The 19,561-nt window shown below is 58.4% G+C and carries 17 protein-coding genes; 8 read left to right on the forward strand and 9 right to left on the reverse strand.

The features are described 5' to 3' along the window. Positions 1 to 2 precede the first annotated feature (2 nt). The 4 genes from LOY55_RS04725 to yaaA form a co-directional block, all read right to left on the reverse strand. Positions 3 to 1,172 carry an alginate biosynthesis protein Alg44 gene (locus LOY55_RS04725; protein ID WP_223523777.1) on the reverse strand — a complete coding sequence of 390 codons (1,170 nt, stop codon included), beginning with the start codon at positions 1,170 to 1,172 and terminating at the stop codon, positions 3 to 5. 36 nt (positions 1,173 to 1,208) lie between these two features. Continuing rightward, positions 1,209 to 2,690, reverse strand: coding sequence for a mannuronan synthase (gene alg8, locus LOY55_RS04730; RefSeq protein WP_109786067.1), 1,482 nt, complete (start codon positions 2,688 to 2,690; stop codon positions 1,209 to 1,211). A gap of 151 nt (positions 2,691 to 2,841) precedes the next feature. Beyond that, positions 2,842 to 4,158, reverse strand: coding sequence for a nucleotide sugar dehydrogenase (locus tag LOY55_RS04735; protein ID WP_109786066.1), 1,317 nt, complete (start codon positions 4,156 to 4,158; stop codon positions 2,842 to 2,844). An 826-nt stretch (positions 4,159 to 4,984) separates the two neighbouring features. Next, positions 4,985 to 5,764 carry a peroxide stress protein YaaA gene (yaaA, locus tag LOY55_RS04740; protein ID WP_109786065.1) on the reverse strand — a complete coding sequence of 260 codons (780 nt, stop codon included), beginning with the start codon at positions 5,762 to 5,764 and terminating at the stop codon, positions 4,985 to 4,987. Between the two features lie 267 nt (positions 5,765 to 6,031). Between yaaA and LOY55_RS04745 the strand changes: the two genes are divergently transcribed. From LOY55_RS04745 to LOY55_RS04770, 6 genes are all read left to right on the forward strand, one after another. Beyond that, complete coding sequence (locus tag LOY55_RS04745) at positions 6,032 to 7,156, forward strand: polysaccharide deacetylase family protein (RefSeq protein WP_223523779.1); 1,125 nt, start codon at positions 6,032 to 6,034, stop codon at positions 7,154 to 7,156. Positions 7,157 to 7,491: 335 nt separating this feature from the next. Next, the gene (locus LOY55_RS04750) at positions 7,492 to 8,886 is read left to right on the forward strand and encodes a PhoH family protein (protein ID WP_046028950.1); all 1,395 of its coding nucleotides are present in this window, start codon (positions 7,492 to 7,494) and stop codon (positions 8,884 to 8,886) included. A 241-nt stretch (positions 8,887 to 9,127) separates the two neighbouring features. Further along, on the forward strand, positions 9,128 to 9,601 hold the full coding sequence (moaC, locus tag LOY55_RS04755; RefSeq protein WP_077430837.1) for a cyclic pyranopterin monophosphate synthase MoaC: 474 nt from the start codon (positions 9,128 to 9,130) through the stop codon (positions 9,599 to 9,601). Then, on the forward strand, positions 9,598 to 9,840 hold the full coding sequence (gene moaD, locus LOY55_RS04760) for a molybdopterin converting factor subunit 1 (protein ID WP_109786063.1): 243 nt from the start codon (positions 9,598 to 9,600) through the stop codon (positions 9,838 to 9,840). The genes moaC and moaD overlap by 4 nt, the downstream gene beginning before the upstream one ends. 3 nt (positions 9,841 to 9,843) lie before the next feature. Further along, positions 9,844 to 10,296: a molybdopterin synthase catalytic subunit MoaE gene (gene moaE / locus LOY55_RS04765; RefSeq protein ID WP_109786062.1), complete on the forward strand. Its 453-nt coding sequence runs from the start codon at positions 9,844 to 9,846 to the stop codon at positions 10,294 to 10,296. 292 nt (positions 10,297 to 10,588) lie between these two features. Further along, positions 10,589 to 11,365, forward strand: a complete 777-nt coding sequence (locus LOY55_RS04770; protein ID WP_046028961.1) for an ABC transporter substrate-binding protein — start codon at positions 10,589 to 10,591, stop codon at positions 11,363 to 11,365. A 124-nt stretch (positions 11,366 to 11,489) separates the two neighbouring features. Here LOY55_RS04770 and LOY55_RS04775 read toward each other — a convergent pair whose 3' ends face one another. From LOY55_RS04775 to LOY55_RS04795, 5 genes are all read right to left on the reverse strand, one after another. Next, the gene (locus tag LOY55_RS04775) at positions 11,490 to 12,116 is read right to left on the reverse strand and encodes a transcriptional regulator (RefSeq protein ID WP_046028962.1); all 627 of its coding nucleotides are present in this window, start codon (positions 12,114 to 12,116) and stop codon (positions 11,490 to 11,492) included. 89 nt (positions 12,117 to 12,205) lie between these two features. Then, positions 12,206 to 13,333 (reverse strand): FAD-binding oxidoreductase, encoded by a 1,128-nt coding sequence (locus tag LOY55_RS04780; protein ID WP_046028964.1) that lies wholly within the window; start codon positions 13,331 to 13,333, stop codon positions 12,206 to 12,208. Between the two features lie 144 nt (positions 13,334 to 13,477). Further along, positions 13,478 to 14,425: an ornithine cyclodeaminase family protein gene (locus tag LOY55_RS04785; RefSeq protein WP_223523781.1), complete on the reverse strand. Its 948-nt coding sequence runs from the start codon at positions 14,423 to 14,425 to the stop codon at positions 13,478 to 13,480. A 139-nt stretch (positions 14,426 to 14,564) separates the two neighbouring features. Then, positions 14,565 to 16,052: an ATP-dependent RNA helicase RhlB gene (gene rhlB / locus LOY55_RS04790; protein WP_223523783.1), complete on the reverse strand. Its 1,488-nt coding sequence runs from the start codon at positions 16,050 to 16,052 to the stop codon at positions 14,565 to 14,567. A gap of 96 nt (positions 16,053 to 16,148) precedes the next feature. After that, positions 16,149 to 16,805: an alpha/beta hydrolase gene (locus LOY55_RS04795; RefSeq protein WP_223523784.1), complete on the reverse strand. Its 657-nt coding sequence runs from the start codon at positions 16,803 to 16,805 to the stop codon at positions 16,149 to 16,151. A 469-nt stretch (positions 16,806 to 17,274) separates the two neighbouring features. On the opposite strand from LOY55_RS04795, the gene LOY55_RS04800 reads away from it, so the two are divergent. Further along, on the forward strand, positions 17,275 to 18,306 hold the full coding sequence (locus LOY55_RS04800; protein ID WP_046028970.1) for an amino acid ABC transporter substrate-binding protein: 1,032 nt from the start codon (positions 17,275 to 17,277) through the stop codon (positions 18,304 to 18,306). 65 nt (positions 18,307 to 18,371) lie between these two features. Then, entirely contained in the window at positions 18,372 to 19,553 is a 1,182-nt protein-coding gene (locus LOY55_RS04805) for an amino acid ABC transporter permease (RefSeq protein ID WP_109786060.1), read from the forward strand. Positions 19,554 to 19,561: the final 8 nt, after the last annotated feature.

The raw sequence follows: 19,561 nt of genomic DNA on the forward strand, positions 1-19,561 counted from the left end.
ATTTAAAGACCGGCAGCCATGGCTTTGTCGATCAGCCAGTTCAGGTTCGGGCCCCGATCGCTGTTCACTTCGACCGGGCGACCGGCGAGGCTGCTGTCCAGGGCTTCGTCAGGCTGGATCAGTACGCGGATGTCGGATGACAGGTCAGCGCTTTTCAGGCTGGTGCTGCTGACGATTTTGCCGGTGCGGGTTTTGTCTTCGCCGGCGATCTGGAAGCTGACCGGGGTGCCCGGGCGCACGTCGCGGAATTGGCGATAGGAGAAGCGGGCTTCAACGTTGGCTTCGCTGTTGCGTGGCACCAACTGGAAGATCACGTCGCCCTTGCTGGCGTACTGACCGTTGGCAACCAGTTGTTGCGCCACGGTGCAATCGCACGGCGAGGTCAGGGTGCCGGTCATTTGCTTGCCGAACAGTTCTTCAACCTTGGCCGGTTGCAGTTGATCTTCGTCCAGATGACCTTTGAGCACGTCGAGCATGCTGGTGCTGAACGTTGCCAGTGGTGCGCCCTTGGCGGCAACGCCGTCGGCTTTGATCAGGCTTTGCACGGTGCCGTCACGCGGCATGGTGATGTTCATGCCGGGCACGCTGACCAGGCCGGCCTGGGCGTGGCTGACGAAGTACATGCCGTACACCGATTTGAAAATGAAACCGAATGCGGTCAGGCCGACAATGAAAATTCCCAGGCTGAAGGTCACTGCACGCAGACGACCGAACGCGGTCATGCCGTGGCCGCCATCCTTGACCTTGCGCGCCTTGGTGAAGTTGTCGCGCTGCAGGGTCGCCAGCATTTCACCCATGCTGACGATGTCGCCGGCCAGGTGAGAGGTGATCAGGTGACGCAGGGTGGAAATATCGCGCGGCTCCAGGTTCTGGAACTGACACCCGGTACGACCGGTCTCGCGATCATAGGAGCGGACCTGCAATTCGACGTCCATGGCCAGGCCGAGGTTGTCGATGACGAATTGCAGGCGGGCCTTGTACACATCGCCGGCTTTGAGCGGCAATTGCCCGGCGTTGAACGCCAGGCCACCGGCGGAAAGGTCGATGACGCGGGCTTCAACCGGCGTCCGGTCTGGACCGAAGAATCGCAGCTTGGCCGGAATTTTCACTCGGGCGTGTTGGCGCTGGGCTTCGGATTCATGCACTACATTGGCGTTGACGGCGGTATTCATAGGGGCGATTTCCTGGTTAATTCAATAGAGGGGCGGTCAGACCATCATCAGCAGCACGGCGACAAAAATGCTGCCGGCGGAGAAGGTCATGGTCCGAGACGACCAGGTGTTGAACCAACGTTGAAAGCTGGCGAGATCACGGGTCAGAGAAGTGGGCTGGCGAGTCCAGGACTGTTGGTCGAGGCGGAAGAACACGTAGATCTTCACTAGCGCGCCGACGATCTGGTTGTAATAGAGAATCGCCGGGTAGGCCGGGCCGATTCGGTGACCGGAGAGGGACAACAACACGGTCAGGATCAGGCGGGTAATGCCGATCCACAGCAGGTAAACCAGGATGAACGCGGTGCCGTATTTGAAGCTGGCAATCAGCGCCACGGTCAGGCCCAGCAAGGACGTCCACATCGACACGCGCTGATCGAACAGCACCACCGACGTGAACAGGCCGAGGCGTTTCATCCCCAGGCCCAGGGCACGGGAGTTCTGGCGCAGGTTGTTGCCGTACCAGCGGAACATCAGCTTGCGGCTGGCCTTGATGAAGCTCTTTTCCGGTGGGTGTTCCACGGTGTTGATCGCGGCGTCCGGCACGTAGAAGGTGTCGTAGCCCAGGCGCATCAGGCTGAACCAGCTCGACTTGTCGTCACCGGTAAGGAACTTGAAACGACCCAGGCGCCAGTGTTGCAGCGAGTCGCTTTCCACGTCGGCAATGAATTCCGGGTTGGTGACCACCGTGGCACGGAACACCGACATGCGCCCGGTCATGGTCAATACGCGCTTGGACAGGGCCATCGAGCACATGTTGATGTGGCGCTGGGCGAAACGCAGCTTGTGCCATTCGCTCATGATGTAGCCGCCGCGCACTTCGCAGAACTCGTTGGTGGTCAGGCCGCCGACGTTGCCGAACAGCTGGAACCACGGCACGGTCTTGCGCACCGTGCCTTCGCCGAGCACGGTGTCGCCGTCGATCACGGCCACTACGGCGCGGTCGTCCGGCAAGTGGCGCGAGATGGCGCGGAAACCGTAGGCCAGGCCGTCACGTTTGCCGGTGCCGGGAATGCGCACGAAGTCGAGTTTGACCCGGGCCGGCGGGTTCATCCGCGACCAGAGGCTCTTCACCAGCAGCTCATCGGACATTTCCACGATCGAGCAGACCATGGTGGTCGGCAGGCCGCAGTCGATGGCTTCGCGGATCACCGAGGCGTAAACCTGCGCGGTGGTCAACGCGTCGATGCGGAAACTGGTGACCATCAAAAACACGTGGGACGGGTCTGCCGCTTTACCCAGCTTGCGCACTTTGCGCCGCAGGTGCGGGTAGACCACGTACAGAAACAGCATGCCGCGCAGAAAGTGCGTGGCGCCCATCGAGTAACGCCAGATGCCGATGAACCCGATCAGGAAAATGAAGTCCTTCGACTCGGAGTCGAACGTGGACGCAGGCAGCGCCATGGCGATGCCCATCAGTAAACTTAGGTAAAACAGCCAACCGGCGGCCTGAAGAAGGCCGTGCTTTAGCCTGTGCATAATCGGAATCCTAAAGTCAGTTGCAAGCCCCGCGCCCCTGTAGGAGCACGGCTTGCCGGCGATGGCGATCTCAAGTCCGTTATCGCCGGCAAGCCGTGCTCCTACAGGTGTTTCATCCGCGAAAGCGCGGTATCAGAGACGGGATTCCGGATTACCAGCAGATGCCTTCGGTGCGGCCGCTGACGCTGGTGGCTTTGGACATGAAGCCCACCAGGTCAACCACTTGCTTGCCATGTGGGGCGTTCTGCGCGAGGGCGCGGAATTTCTCGTCACGGTTGCCGAGGATGATCACGTCGGAGTTGTTGATCACGTCGTCGAAGTCGGCGTTGAGCAGCGACGAGACGTGAGGGATTTTCGACTCGATGTAATCGCGGTTCGCACCGTGGACACGGGCGTATTCGACGTTGCTGTCGTAGATGCTCAGGTCAAAACCCTTGCCGATCAGCATTTCTGCCAGATCCACCAGCGGGCTTTCGCGCAGGTCATCGGTGCCGGCCTTGAAGCTCAGACCCAGCAGGGCCACTTTGCGTTTGTCGTGGCTGGAAACGATGTCGAAGGCGTTCTGCACCTGGGATTCGTTGCTGCGCATCAGCGAGTTCAGCAGTGGCGCTTCCACGTCCAGGGAACTGGCGCGGTAGGTCAGGGCGCGCACGTCTTTTGGCAGGCAAGAACCGCCGAACGCGAAACCTGGGCGCATGTAGTACTGGGACAGGTTCAGGGTCTTGTCCTGGCAGACCACTTCCATCACTTCACGGCCATCGACGCCGACAGCCTTGGCGATGTTGCCGATCTCGTTGGCGAAGGTGACCTTGGTGGCGTGCCACACGTTGCAGGTGTACTTGATCATCTCGGCAACGGCGATGTCCTTGCGGATGATCGGCGCGTCGAGTTCTTCGTACAGCGATTGCAGAACGTCACCCGATGCTTTGTCGAACTCGCCGATGACGGTCATTGGCGGCAGGTCGTAGTCGGCGATCGCGGTGCTTTCACGCAGGAACTCAGGGTTCACCGCAACACCGAAATCAACACCGGCTTTCTTGCCGGAGCAGTCTTCCAGAATCGGGATTACGACGTTAGCCACGGTGCCCGGCAACACGGTGCTGCGAACCACGATGGTGTGGCGGGTGGTCTTGTCGCGCAGGACAAAACCGATTTCGCGGCACACGGCTTCGATGTAGTTCAGTTCCAGGTCGCCGTTTTTCTTGCTCGGCGTACCGACGCAGATCATCGACAAGTCGGTGTCACGAATCGCCTCGGCGAAGTTGGTGGTGCCGCGCAGGCGGCCCGTATCGATACCCTTGCGCAGAAGTTCGCCCAGGCCCGGTTCAACGATCGGTGATTTGCCGGCGTTGATCATATCGATTTTGTCTTTGGCAACATCGACGCCAACGACGTCATGGCCCCGTGCAGACAGGCAACCGGCACACACTGCGCCGACGTAACCCAAACCAAATATGCTGATGCGCATCGCAATTACCTCACTGTTATCAAGACTGTATTCAACGAGCCATTAGATGGCCGGAGTTAATGGTGTTTTGCGGTCATAGTGCACTCGAAAGTGCGCCGTACAGGCGCCACAATGCCGTGTGCAGACATACATAAGTTCCGAGTGTCTAAATAAGTGCACTCAAGATGTGCGTAACTAGGCCTTATTATTATGACGTGCCCTGTTATGCAGCCGATCCTCTGGCCTGAGGACGCTTGTGCAAAGGTCTTGCGCGCTCAATGCCAGGCGAAAAGCCCGTAAATCAAGCGGTTGGGTGCTCAGGTGAGCACGTTTATAGGGGCGCTGCCTTGGCCGTGCAGGTGATATTAATGATGCGTATCTCCTGTCCTTTGTGTGTTGTCCAAATAAGTGACTCATGTTCAGAAGTTAATGTGACAACTTCGCTGCGTGAATCGCTTGTCTGCGTAAGTTATCTCGTACAAGCACGTTGATAATCGTTACCGGTGGTATGAGCGACGCATCTGGACATAGTTCCAGCCCATTCATCGCGGAATCTGAAATTTTTTGAAATATTGAGAAAGATGGCACTACTTTCATTGTGATGGCACTTGCTGTTTCACCCTTGATACATAGGGTGATAACCGAGTTCGATAGTTTTATGCCACTACCGATAAAAATTTTCAGTGCCACTACTGAAAAAAAAGTTCGAAGTCGAGTGAAACTAAAGTTAAAAAACGAGGTGATGTATTTTTGACGCCAATAAAACGACGAGACGGAAGGGGAATTGTTGGACGATCGGCCGTCGGCGCACGACGAGGTTATGGATGTCGTGCGCCGTAGAGTGGTTTTATTCGGGAGCGTGATCGCGCAGGAACACCAGATTGTCCGGTTTGGACTGCTCGGCGCTGTAGCGGTAACCCTGAACGTCAAATTGCTTGAGGTCGGCAGGGTTGTTGATGCGCTCTTCAATGACGAAGCGGCTCATCATGCCGCGGGCTTTTTTCGCGTAGAAACTGATGATCTTGTACTGGCCGTTCTTCAGGTCCTTGAAGTCGGTATTGATGATGCGTGCGTTCAGGGCGTTGCGTTTGACGGCCGAGAAGTACTCTTTGGACGCCAGGTTCAGCAGCACGTCATCACCTTGATCGGCCAAGGCTTCGTTCAGCCATTCGCTGATTCGCGTGCCCCAGAAGGCATACAGGTCCTTGCCGCGGGCATTGGCCAGTTTGGTGCCCATCTCCAGCCGATACGGTTGCATCAGATCCAGAGGACGCAGCAGGCCATACAGTCCGGACAACATGCGCAGATGCTGTTGGGCGTAGTCGAAATCGGCTTCGCTGAAGGTTTGTGCATTCAGGCCGGTGTACACGTCGCCTTTAAAAGCCAGCAACGCTTGCTTGGCGTTTTCCGGGGTAAACGCTGGCGTCCAGCTGCCGAAACGCGCGGCGTTGAGCCCGCCGATCTTGTCGGAGACGTGCATCAGCTCGCTGATTTGCGCCGGTGTCAGGTCGCGCAGCTGCATGATCAATTCCTGGGAATGATCGAGGTACTGCGGCTGGGTAAAGCGCTGGGTTGCCGGCGGTGTTTCGTAATCGAGGGTCTTGGCGGGTGAAATCACCATCAGCATGAAGTCGTCTCCTGTAATCGTGGGCGCGATTCTAGGGGGTAGAGCCGGATGACTCCAGCTATCAACGTGATAGGTGCCGGACGGTGATCGTTCCCACGCTCTGCGTGGGAATGCAGCCAGTGACGCTCCGCGTCACCGTCGAAGCGGACGCGGAGCGTCCGAAGAGGCGTTAATCAAGGTGTAGCCGCTGTCGAGCAACGCGAGGCTGCGCTCTTTTGATCGTCTCGATATATAGTGCGGCGCGGGTTTTGTTATGGAGACATCCCATTGCGTATCGTTTTTATTTTTTCAGCCTGGCTGTTGAGCTTTGGTGCCTTGGCGGCGCCGGGCGATCTGGCGACGTTTGATCGCAGCACCTGGCCTGAAAAGCTCACCAGCCCGACCCTGTTCGACGTAGCGTCGCGGGGCGAAATCCTCATGTTTGCACGGGTGCTGCTGGCCAGCGAATCGCTGGATGAGCCGGCCCTGGCCCAGCGCCTGGGGTTGCGCAAGATCAATCTGGAAGCGGTCAACCAACTGCGCCAGCGTCTGTGGCAGCGCCTGCTGACCAACTACAACTTCGCCCAGCAAAGCTGTGATCAGGATGCTTCGTTCTGTTTCCTGGTCGAGGACATGGAAACCCTGCGCGGGCAAGCGGCCAAGTTCCAGGTCAGCGACGAGAGCTACTACATCAAGTGGGCCGAGCCAAGCCGTTTGTTCCACGCGCAGTACCTGGACGAGCAATTGCGCAAGGCTGCTCTGTTTCCGCAGACCAGCAGTGAAGTCGATCGTTTTGGCGACTACGAGCGCAACGGCGATGCGATGCATGACCGGTTGTTTTTGCTGACCTTCGACAGCGCGGCCAACGTCGCCCCCGACAACACCGGCTGGGTCGCCGAGTACCTGCGAAAATCGAACATGAGCGGCACGTTCTTCGTCCTCGGCAAGGATATTCAGGCGCGTCTGGCCGAGCGCTCGGTGGCGACCCTGCAAGCGATGTACTCGCAGCAATGCATCGGCGTGCAGGGCTGGGAGTTCCGCTCCCATAGTCACTGGCAGGATTGGCAGGATTCGGTGCGACGCAGCGTCGAGCTGGTCAAAAGCAAATTGCCGGAAAATTATGTACCGCTGTTTCGCCCGCCCGACGGTCAACGTCGCTCCGATGCCGAAGGCTTCTTCAACGCCCAGGGCTTGCAGGTGGCGTTGTGGGATATCGATGCACAGGACGGGGCGGGCAAGCTCAAGGGCAACCCCAGCGCGCAGCGTGTGCTGACGCTGATGCTGCTGTGGCGCCACGGCGTGATCAATTTCAATGTGAAGCAGGACGCGGTGAAAACGGCGATGCCCTGGCTCATTACGCAAACGGCGCAAAGCGGGATCGGTTGGGAGGATTGTCAGGACGCGTTTCGCTGAAAATGGAAAGAGCCCGTAAACATTGGGCTAAAGGCGGTTTTTTGAGGGGTTTCGCAGCAGGCGGACTTCCGACTTTAAACGGGTGGTGGCAGTCCGCCAAGTGCTATTGGTCATTCTGAAAAATAAACTTCAAAAAAACGTCAAAGTGCTTTTTTCTGTCACATGTTTTGGAGTATTACGAAGACAGACCGCCGAAACCTGCAACACAGGTGGCGTCTTCCAAGACCCGTTTGTTTGCAGTCACTTGATTCTCCGCAGGTGAGATTCGGCGGCCACTTCGAGGCGCAGCACCGCCCAGGTATTGCGTCTACTGGCTCCCACAAAGGTGACCGAGTATGGATGATCACGGACGTAGCTCTTCTTCCAACCAGCCAATCCTTTATGTACTCGATACCAACGTATTGATTCACGATCCAAACGCGCTGCTCAATTTCGAAGAACACCACGTCGCCATCCCGATGACCGTCCTTGAAGAGCTGGACAAGCTCAAGAGCGGGCATCACAGCGTGGCTGCGGAATGCCGTCAGGCGATTCGCCTGATCGACAAGACGCTGGGCGATGCCAGTCCTGAAGACGTAGAGCTTGGTGTACCGATCCAGCGCGGCAAAAGTGGGCCCAAGGGTTTGCTGTCAATTCTGATGAGCAAGCGCACCGAGCCGAATATCATTCTGCCCGAGCACCTGAACGACAACATCATCATCAACCAGTTGATCGATCTGCACGCGCGCTCGCCCAAGCTGCCCGTCGTGCTGGTCACCAAAGACATCAACATGCGCCTCAAGGCCCGGGCGTGCGGGATCGCGGCCGAGGACTACAGCACCGACCAATTGGTTGACGACGTTTCATTGCTGCCCAACGGCTACCACAACATGACCGGCTCTTTCTGGGACCGTGTGAGCAAGGTTGAAACCCGTCAGGACCATGGCCGCACCTGGCACGAGGTGCAGTTGATTGACAACCTGCCGGCGGTGCACATCAACGAGTTCATCATTGATGAGCAGGGGTTTGTCGGCTGGATCAAGGAAATTGCAGAAGACCGTTTGCTGATCCTCGACCTGCACCAGGAACCGCTGCTGCATCAGGAAGCCTGGGGCCTGAAACCGCGTGACATCTATCAGAGCCTGGCGCTGTATGCCTTGCTCGATCCTGATATCCACCTGGTCAACCTGTCCGGTGCAGCCGGTTCGGGTAAAACCATCCTCGCGCTGGCGGCGGCGATCGAGCAGACCATGGTCAGTAAACGCTATCGCCGAATCATTGCCACTCGTAGCGTGCAGGGTCTGGACCAGGAGATCGGCTTCCTGCCCGGCACCGAAGCGGAAAAAATGGAGCCATGGCTGGGCGCTATCACCGACAACCTCGAAGCCTTGCACATGGATGACGAAAACACCCATGGCAGTGTCGACTACATCCTCAGCAAAGTGCCGTTGCAGTTCAAATCCCTCAACTACATCCGAGGTCGCAGCTTCCAGCAGAGCCTGATTTTGATCGATGAATGCCAGAACCTGACACCGCACCAGATGAAAACCATCATCACCCGTGCCGGCGCCGGTTCCAAAGTGGTGTGCCTGGGCAACCTGGCGCAGATCGACACCCCTTACCTGTCCGCGACCAGCTCCGGGCTGACCTACCTGACCGAACGCTTCAAAGACTTCCCCAACGGTGTGCACATCACCCTGCAAGGGGTGCCTCGTTCGATTCTGGCCGAATACGCAGAGTCGCATTTGTAACTGCTTCATCGAAACCGGGCGGCCTTCACAGGTCGCCCGGTTTTTTTGTGCCCAACCCAAATCAAATGTGGGAGCGGGCTTGCTCGCGAATGCGGTGTATCAGTCAATGTAAATGTCGACTGGCACTACGCCTTCGCGAGCAAGCCCGCTCCCACAGGGAGATTGTGGTGACCCGATAATCAAACGTGCGGAAAATTGACCCGCAGGTTTACAATCGACGCTCCTGATCAGGAGTAACCCTGTGCTGACTCATCTCGATTCCCAAGGTCGCGCCAACATGGTCGACGTCACCGAAAAAGCCGTGACGTTCCGTGAAGCGACGGCCCAAGCGCTGGTGCGCATGCTGCCCGAAACGTTGCAGATGATCGTCAGTGGCGGTCATCCCAAAGGGGATGTGTTTGCCGTGGCGCGTATTGCCGGCATTCAGGCGGCGAAGAAAACCAGCGATCTGATTCCTCTGTGCCATCCGCTGATGCTGACTGGGGTCAAAGTCGAACTCAGTGCCGAAGGCGACGATACCGTGCGCATCGTTGCGCGCTGCAAATTGTCCGGGCAGACCGGCGTCGAGATGGAAGCGCTGACCGCCGCCAGCGTGGCAGCCCTGACTATCTATGACATGTGCAAGGCTGTGGATCGCGGCATGACCATCGAAAGCGTGCGACTGCTGGAGAAGGTCGGCGGCAAGAGCGGTCATTTCCAGGCGGATCCATCATGAACGTCACCGTGAAGTTTTTTGCTCGTTACCGTGAAGCGCTCGGTGTGGACTCGGTAAAGGTTCAAGGCGATTTCGCTACGGTTGATGACGTGCGCGCGCAGTTGGCCCAACGTGACGGCGCCGATGTATTGAGCGAGCAGAACTTGATGTGCGCCCGCAACGAAGACCTGTGCCAGCTCGACGAACCTGTCAGCGATGGCGATGAAGTGGCGTTTTTTCCGACCGTGACCGGGGGCTGAGCCATGGCGATTCGCGTGCAGCCTGCGCCGTTCGATCCGGGTGCCGAAGTCAACGCCATGCACGCTGCCAATGTGGGCGTGGGCGCGGTGGTGAGTTTTGTCGGCTACGTGCGCGACTTTAATGACGGCCTCGATGTGGCCGGGATGTTCCTTGAACACTACCCGGGCATGACCGAAAAAGCGCTTGGCAAAATTGCCATCGAAGCCGAGCAACGCTGGCCGCTGTTGAAGCTGGAAGTGTTGCACCGCATCGGCGCCCTGGAGCCGGGGGAACCGATCGTCTTCGTTGGCGCCGCCAGCGCCCATCGTCAGGCCGCCTTCGATGCCTGTGCCTTTGTCATGGATTACCTGAAAACCCGCGCGCCGTTCTGGAAAAAGGAAAACACCAGCGACGGCCCGCGTTGGGTGGAAGGGCGTGACAGCGATCATGCGGCGGCGGATCGCTGGAACAAGTAGTTCCTGCGTTGATCGTTCCCACGCTCTGCGTGGGGATGCATCCCGGGACGCTCCGCGTCCCTTTCAGAGCCGAACGCAGAGCGTCCGTTCAGGCATTCCCACGCAGAGCGTGGGAACGATCAATTCTCGCTGACTCGCCTCCCGACCATCGGCCGGTGCGAGGTGCGCGCGCCCGATTGACGATTTGTACATTAAAGTCCAGTATGGAAATATAAGTACAAAAAAGATATTTCCCTGTTTCAGCTCTTTCCTCTGTCTTGCCAAACCAACAACAACCTGCGAGAGAACGAACATGAAGAAACTCCCCCTCATTACCGGTCTGGCGCTGAGCCTGTTGGCGTGCAGTTCGCTGTTCGCCGCTGATAAAACCCTGCGCATCGGTATCGAAGCCGCCTATCCGCCGTTCGCTTCCAAAACCGACAAAGGCGAGATCGTCGGTTTCGACTACGACATCGGTAATGCCCTGTGCGCGCAGATGAAGGTCAAATGTGTGTGGGTCGAAGGCGAGTTCGACGGTCTGATTCCTTCTCTGAAGGTGAAGAAAATCGACATGGCCCTGTCGTCCATGACCATTAACGAAGACCGCAAGAAGTCGGTGGATTTCACCCACAAGTATTACTTCACTTCCTCGCGTCTGGTCATGAAGGACGGCGCTGTCGTGGATGACCAGTACGCCAGCCTCAAGGGCAAGACTGTCGGCGTGCAGCGGGCAACCACCACTGACCGATATGCCACCGAGGTGTTTGAGCCCAAGGGCATCAACGTCAAGCGCTATGGCAACAACGAAGAAATCTACATGGACCTGGCCGCCGGTCGTCTCGATGCCATTTTTGCCGACACCATTCCCCTCAATGACTTCCTGATGATGCCGCGCGGCAAAGGCTATGCGTTTGTCGGGCCAGAGTTGAAGGACCCGAAATACGTTGGCGAGGGTGCGGGGATCGCGGTGCGCAAGGGCAATGGTGAGCTGGTCAGTGAGCTGAACACTGCCATTGATGGTATTCGTGCCAATGGCGAGTATCAGAAGATTTCCGACAAGTACTTCAAGTCCGATATCTACGGCGACTGATCAATCGCTTTCGCGGGCGAGCCCGCTCCCACAGGTTCAGTGATGCACATGTATGTTGTGTACGACTCGAACATTGTGGGAGCGGGCTTGCCCGCGATTGGGCCGGAGCAATCACTGCAAATCTTCAGCCCTTCAATTCCTTCAAATGCTTGTAAACCGTCGCCCGTCCCATGTTCAGCACATTGGCCACATAGTTCGAAGCGCTCTTGCCCTTGAAGGCGCCTTCGGCGTGCAGCGCCAGCACCAGTTCGCGTTTGTGATCGCGCGTCAGCAGGTTAAGGCTCAACTGACGTTCGCGCAGCCAAGCGTGCAGGAAGGTGTTGATGCGCTCCTGCCAGTCATCACGAAACAGTGAATCCGGCTGCGGGATCAATTTGGACGGCGACAGGAATAGATCGAGCGCCGCTTTTGCATTTTCGAACAGCGAGATGTTCAGGTTGACGCACAGCACCGCGAGCGGGTGACCTTCTGCGTCGCGCAATACCGTGCTCAAACTGCGAATCTTCTGACCGTCCCAATTAAGCTTTTCGTAAGGGCCGATGTTGGTTTCGCTGACATCGTCGCTGAGCATGTCCTCCAGCGCGGCGTCATCGCCGATTTCGCGTTTTGACAGATTGTTGGCGATGTAGTCGATCTTTTGCGTGCGCAGGTCATGCAGCACCACCTCGGCATGAGGAAAAAACAGCGTGGCGATGGCATCGGCGATCGCTCGGTAATTGTCCAGCGCCGGGTCTTTTTCAGGTGCGTTCATACAGTGGAGCTCCAGGCAGCGTCAGCGCCCTGCAAAAAGGGCGCGTGAAGTTTGCCGCAATCGTGTCGACACGTCACCTGAGCAGGTGATCAGCCCAGGCGAGCGGGGGAGAGCATGCCGGCGTCCAGCCCGAAACGGCTGAGTGGCTCCGGCAAGGCTTCGCCGCGCACCAATGCTGCGCTGGCCTGGCCCATGGCGGGTGACGTCTGAATGCCATAACCGCCTTGTGCAGCGACCCAGAACAGCCCTGGCACTGTCGGGTCGAAGCCGGAGAGCAAATCACCGTCGGGTACGAAGCTGCGCAGGCCAGCCCAGGTGCGGGTCGGACGGCGAATGGTCAAGGTGGTGGCTTCTTCGATCTGGTAGATGCCCATCGCGATGTCCAACTCCTCGGGCTGCACGTCGTGCGGCTCTACCGGGTCGGCATTGGCGGGCGAACCGAGGAACATCCCCGCGTCGGGTTTCATGTAGAACGATTCATCGAGGCTGACCAGCATCGGCCAATGGTGGATGTCCACGCCGTCGGGACCGGCGAAGATGAAAGCGGCACGTCGTTTCGGTTGCAGGCCCAACGGCCGGGCGCCGGCCAGTGCACCGATTTTGTCGGCCCAGGCACCGGCGGCATTGATGATGACGGGGGCGCTGAAGGTCTGGCCGTTAGTGGTTACCTGCCACATCCCTTCGGCGTTCCGGGCCAGGCCTAGCACTTCGGTGTCGGTCAGGACTTCGCCTTTGTTGCGTCGAATGCCGCGCAAGTACCCCTGATGCAGGGCGTCGGTGTCGATGTCGCTGGCGGTGGGGTCGTAGATCGCGCCATGGACTTTTTCCCGGCGCAGAATCGGCAGGCGCGCGCAGGCTTCGTCGGCGCTGAGCAGTTGCATCTCAGGTACGGTGGCTTTGGCGCTGAGGTATTGATTGTTCAATTCAGTGGGATCGCCAGTGAAATCCACGGTCATCTCGCCCCGTGGTGTCAGCAGCGGGTGTTCGCAGAAACCGGGCGGTGGTGCGTCGAAGAAGTCGCGGCTGGCCTGGGTCAGTGCGCGAACCTGGGGAGTGCCGTAGGCGGCGGTGTACAGCGCAGCGGAACGTCCGGTGGAGTGATAGGCCGGGTGCGATTCGCGTTCGAGCACAATCACCCTGGCTTGCTGCGAGAGCCAAAAACCGGTGGAAGCCCCGGCAATCCCGCCGCCGATGATGATGAAGTCTGCCTGGCTCATGAACGTCTCCTGATGGGGCGCAAAGGCCGGAGTAAATGGTTTTCTGTAGGAGCAAGGCTTGTCCGCGATGCAGACGCCGCGGGCATTCAGGTTAGCCGCGGTGATGCAATCGCGGACAAGCCTTGCTCCTACAGAAACGGAGGGTTAACGCTGCAATTGGTAAATGGCATTGGCCAGCGCGATGTCTTCCAGGCCCAGGCCGATGGAGCGGAAGAACACATGCCGGCTGTAATCGGGGCGCTGTACCTTTTCGCTCAGCAAGTCAGGCAAGTCGCCGACAATCGCCTGCTTGTCCCAGCCATGTTGCTCGCCGGCAATCAGCATTTCACCGGCCGACCCTGGTGTGGTCACACGGTAGTCGCAGAACACCTGCATGTCATTGAGGCTCTGCGGCGGGACTTCGTGGGCGTGTGGGGCATTGGTGCTGATCGAGGTGATCAGCGCCGGTTTACTCAAGCTTGACGGGTCGATCACCGGCCCTGCGGACGAGGTGCACAGCATGATCACGTCGGCGTCCCCGGTGGCCGCTTCGCGACTGTCGACGATGACCAGGCGTGGGTCGAGACTGTTGAGGTGCGCCAATACTTCGGGTTGCTTGTCGCTCAGACTTGGCGAATACAGCGTGATGCTCTGCCAGTCGCGCAGGTCTTTGACGTAGTGCAGGTGTGCCTGGGCAACTTTGCCGCTGCCGATGATCGCCAGACGCCGAGCCTTTAAAGGGGCGAGTGCATCGACCGCCACGGCGGTGGTGGCGGCCGTGCGTGCGGTGGTCAATTCACCGGCATCGCAAAGGAGTAGCGGCTGGCCGGTCTGCATCGACATCAGCAGGGTCCACGCGGTCACCAGCGGGCCTTGTTCGCGGACGATGTACGGTGAGGTTTTAACCCCGTAGACACCGTCTTGCGCCAGTACGCCGAGGTAGTTGATGAAATCGCCCGCGCCCTGAGGGAATTCCACCAGTTGCTGTGCCGGTTGCACCGCTTGCCCGGCAGCCAGGTCGCGGAACAGCTTGCGCAGGATTTGCGGCACATCGACCCTGGCCAGCAGCTCGCGAGCCTGAGGTTGGGTGATCACATAAGGCGTACTGGACATGGTCGGCTCCGGACACTGAACTAAACTAATTTGTCCATTATGGACTTTTAGTTGTATCGGGCAAGCTCCTGTTGAAAAAAACCAGACGAAAAAAAAGCGCAGTCCGTTGCCGGCTGCGCCTCTTTCTTCAAGTGCCCGGTTATGGGCGCTTGCGCTCAACCGCCCGCAACAGATGCGTCGGTGGTGTTTCACAGCTGATCTTGCGACCCAGCAGCGCCTCGATGGACGGTAACTGGTAGGAGTCGTCCTCCCCGGCAAAACTGATGGACACGCCATCAGCGCCCGCCCGGCCGGTACGACCGATGCGGTGCACGTAGTCGTCCGGGACTTCCGGCAGGGTGAAGTTGATCACGTGGCTGATGCCGTCGATGTGAATGCCGCGACCGGCCACATCAGTGGCGACCAGAACGCGGATCTTGCCTTCGCGGAAACCTTCCAGGGTCTTGATGCGCTTGTGCTGCGGTACATCGCCAGACAGTTGCGCGGCGTTGACGCCATCACGCACCAGACGCTCTTCAATGCGTCGCACTTCATCCTTGCGGTTGGCGAAGACCATCACCCGCTCCCAACCGTTGTCGTTGACCAGGTTGTAGAGCAATTTGTATTTGTCGGCACCGGCAACGGCGTAGATGTGCTGCTCGACGTTTTCGCTGGCCACATTCTGCGCTTCGATCTCGACGATCGACGGGTCGGTGGTCCATTGCTTGGCGAGGTTCATCACGTCTTCGGTGAAGGTTGCGGAGAACAGCAGCGTTTGACGCTCGTTCTTCGGCGGCGTCTGGCGAATGATTTGACGCACTTGCGGGATGAAACCCATGTCGAGCATGCGGTCGGCTTCGTCCAGCACCATGACTTCGACCATGTCCAGGTGCACGTCGCCGCGCTGGTTGAAGTCGAGCAAGCGGCCCGGGGTGGCGACGAGGATGTCGCAGTGGCGGGCTTCGAGGTGCTTGAGTTGCTTGTCGAAGTCCATGCCACCGACAAACGTCATGACGTTGAGGCCGGTGTATTTGGTCAGGTCCGCTGCGTCTTTGGCGATCTGCACCACCAGTTCGCGGGTTGGCGCAATGATCAGCGCCCGCGGCTCACCCATGTAGCGCTCTTTCGGCGGCGGGGTTTGCAGCAGTTGGGTGATGATCGAAATCAGGAACGCCGCGGTTTTGCCGGTGCCGGTCTGGGCGCGACCGATGGCGTCTTTGCCCGCCAGGGTAAAGCCAAGCACCTGCGCCTGAATGGGCGTGCAGTACGGAAAGCCAAGGTCCTGGATGGCGTGCATCAGTTCCGGGGCGAGTTTGAAATCGTGGAAGCGGGTTTTGCCTTCCTGGGGTTCGACGACGAAATCTTCGAGTTTCCAGGGAATGACAGAGACTTTTGGCTTGGGTTCGCGACGCGGTTTTGCCGGTTTTGGCGCTTCGCTACGCGGCTGCTCATCGGCAGTCGCCGGGGCAGAGGGAGTGGCCGGTGTGGTCATCGGCTCGTGTTTCGGTGCCGCTACGGTTGCGGTCCGGCCAGGCTGATTACCGTCGGTGCGGTGGCTGGGAGTATGAGACGGAGCGCTGGGAACTGGCGCGAGCTGCTCAGCCTCGCTTTTACCGAACATTTTCTTGAGTGCTTTGAGCACGGTCATCTCATCAATTGGTTAAGGAATGTACGCCGGCCAGTGTAATGCAAGAATCGGGCGCGGCGTAGTGGGATGATCAAAGGGCGGTATTTCACCTGAACGTTAACGCAAACGCTCTGTAAGCCAGGTGCCGATGTCGTGAATCTCTTCGGGTAACACTTCGTGACCCATTGGGTACTCTTGCCATGTCACGGTGACACCACGCTGCTTCAAATGCTCATAGGCAGAGCGGCCCATGGCGTTTTGCACCACGTCATCGTATTGACCGTGCAACGACAGCACGGGAATGCGTTGCTGGCTGGCTGAAAGCTCAAGCTGATCGCTGAACGTCGGGGCATAAGTGGAGAGGGCAAGTACGCCACCCAATGGCCCCTGCCATTTCAGGAATGCGGTGTGCAACACCACGGCACCGCCTTGGGAAAAGCCTGCCAGGAAAATCCGCGAGGCGTCTATTCCGCTGGCTCGCTGTTCTTCGATCAATTCAATGACCCTGTCCGCCGACGCTTCCAGCTGTTCACGGTTAATCGAGCGTGCTGGGCTCATGGCCAATATGTCGTACCAGCTCGGCATCTCGTAGCCGCCGTTAATGGTGACGGCACAGGTCGGCGCCTGGGGCAAAACGAATCGGGTGCTCAGCAGGGTTTCCTGCAACGCTTCCGCCACCGGCAGGAAGTCGTAACGGTCGGCACCCAGGCCGTGAAGCCATATAACGCAGGCGTCTGCGGCCTTCACGGGTTCAAGGATAAGGGGCTCGGTCATGGCTGCTCCATAGTTGTGCGCGCGCTCTCATTGAGTGCGAGATCCGGGTGCGCGTCTGGTTGATCAGTTAACAAGATGTCGCAAGGCTACAAGTTTTGCTATTGACCTGTCGCATAAACGCTTCAGCAGGCGGTCTGGTACGGGCCTTGCTATGGGAAAACCTGCACGAACAATCCCACGCCTGTCGGTAACACTATCAGGCCATTGTTGGTGGTGGGATAGCAAAGAATCCGGTGATGGATGTTCGCCAGTGGCCGTTACGGGCTTAGCGAGCGTGAAAGGGCTACAGCCCGTTCGGCCGATTGGTGAGAAGTGAGTAATCCATGATGTGGGTTTTCTCCTACTAGACTCATAGCGCAGGTCCTTACGTCGGTTGACCCTAAAAAAAATCAACAGGGGTCAATTACGCCTCAAAAGGGTGCGGCAGGACTCAAGCTCCGACACAACAAGAGCAAAACTGGAGGTTTGAATGAAGATGTTGAAATCCACCCTGGCCATCGTGACTGCAGCCGCAGTACTCGGTGTCAGCGGGTTCGCTCAGGCGGGTGCAACCCTGGATGCAGTGCAGAAGAAAGGTTTCGTACAGTGCGGTGTAAGTGACGGTCTGCCGGGTTTCTCGGTTCCGGACTCCACTGGCAAGATCGTTGGTATCGATGCTGACTATTGCCGTGCTGTGGCCGCTGCCGTTTTCGGCGACGCGACCAAAGTGAAGTTCAGCCAGTTGAACGCCAAAGAGCGCTTCACTGCGCTGCAGTCGGGCGAAATCGACATCCTGTCGCGCAACACCACCATGACCAGCTCTCGTGACGCGGGCATGGGCCTGAAATTCCCTGGCTTCATCACTTACTACGACGGCATCGGCTTCCTGGTTAACAACAAGCTGGGCGTCAAGAGTGCCAAGGAACTGGACGGTGCAACCATCTGCATCCAGGCCGGTACCACCACCGAGCTGAACGTTTCCGACTACTTCCGCGGCAACGGTCTGAAATACACCCCGATCACGTTCGACACCTCTGACGAAAGCGCCAAGTCGCTCGAGTCCGGTCGTTGCGACGTACTGACCTCCGACAAGTCTCAGCTGTTCGCCCAGCGCAGCAAGCTGGCCTCGCCGAAGGACTACGTGGTTCTGCCGGAAACCATTTCCAAAGAACCTCTGGGCCCTGTCGTGCGTAACGGCGACGACGAATGGCTGGCCATCGTGCGCTGGACTGGCTACGCCATGCTCAACGCTGAAGAAGCCGGTATCACTTCGAAAAACGTCGAAGCTGAAGCCAAAGGCACCAAGAACCCGGACGTTGCTCGTCTGCTGGGCACCGACGGTGAATACGGCAAAGACCTGAAAGTGAAAAAAGACTGGGTCGTCCAGATCGTCAAGCAAGTCGGTAACTATGGCGAAGTGTTCGAGAAGAACCTCGGCAAGAACACTCCGCTGGAAATCGACCGCGGGCTGAACGCTCTGTGGAACGCTGGCGGCATTCAATACGCACCACCAGTGCGCTGATGGTTCTATCACCCGGTGGGCCAACCACCGGGTGATGTTCTGTTCCATTACATCCGGGGCACTTCATGCAAAATTCAATCGGCGCACCAAAGCAGAGGCTTAGCCTCAGCGATCCCAAAGTGCGTGCGTGGCTATTTCAGATCATCACCATCGTGGCGGTGGTCTCGATGGGCTGGTATCTGTTTGATAACACCCAGACCAATCTTCAGCACCGGGGCATTACCTCCGGTTTCAGCTTTTTGGAGCGCAGTGCCGGTTTCGGCATCGCTCAACACCTGATCGACTACACCGAATCGGACACCTATGCCCGAGTGTTTGTCATCGGCTTGCTCAACACGCTGCTGGTGACCTTCATCGGCGTGATCCTGGCGACGATCCTCGGGTTCATCGTCGGCGTGTCACGGCTGTCGAAGAACTGGATCATCAGCAAGGTAGCGACGGTGTATGTGGAAGTCTTCCGCAATATTCCGCCACTGCTGCAAATCCTGTTCTGGTACTTCGCGGTGTTCCTGACGATGCCGGGGCCGCGTAACAGTCATAATTTCGGCGACACCTTCTACGTCAGCAGCCGCGGCCTGAACATGCCGGCCGCCCTGATGGCGGACGGGTTCTGGCCGTTTGTGGCGAGCGTTGTGGTGGCCATCGTCGCCATCGTGGTGATGAGCCGGTGGGCGACCAAGCGCTTCGAAGAGACCGGTGTACCGTTCCACAAATTCTGGACCGGTCTGGCGATGTTCCTGGTGATACCGGCGCTGTGCGCACTGATTTTCGGCGCGCCGCTGCACTGGGAAATGCCAAAGCTGCAAGGCTTCAACTTCATCGGTGGCTGGGTACTGATCCCGGAATTGCTGGCGTTGACCCTGGCCCTGACGGTGTACACCGCGGCGTTCATCGCCGAAATCGTGCGTTCGGGCATCAAGTCGGTCAGCCACGGCCAGACCGAAGCGGCGCATTCGCTTGGCCTGCGCAACGGTCCGACGCTGCGCAAGGTGATCATCCCGCAAGCCTTGCGCGTGATCATTCCACCGCTCACCAGCCAATACCTGAACCTGGCGAAAAACTCCTCGCTGGCGGCCGGTATCGGATATCCGGAAATGGTTTCGTTGTTTGCCGGTACGGTGCTGAACCAGACCGGGCAGGCGATCGAGGTGGTTGCCATCACCATGAGCGTGTACCTGGCGATCAGTATCAGCATCTCCCTGCTGATGAACTGGTACAACAAGCGCATTGCGCTGATCGAGCGGTAAGGAAAAGC

The sequence above is a fragment of the Pseudomonas sp. B21-040 genome, from assembly GCF_024748695.1.
In the GTDB taxonomy this organism is placed as follows: Bacteria; Pseudomonadota; Gammaproteobacteria; order Pseudomonadales; family Pseudomonadaceae; genus Aquipseudomonas.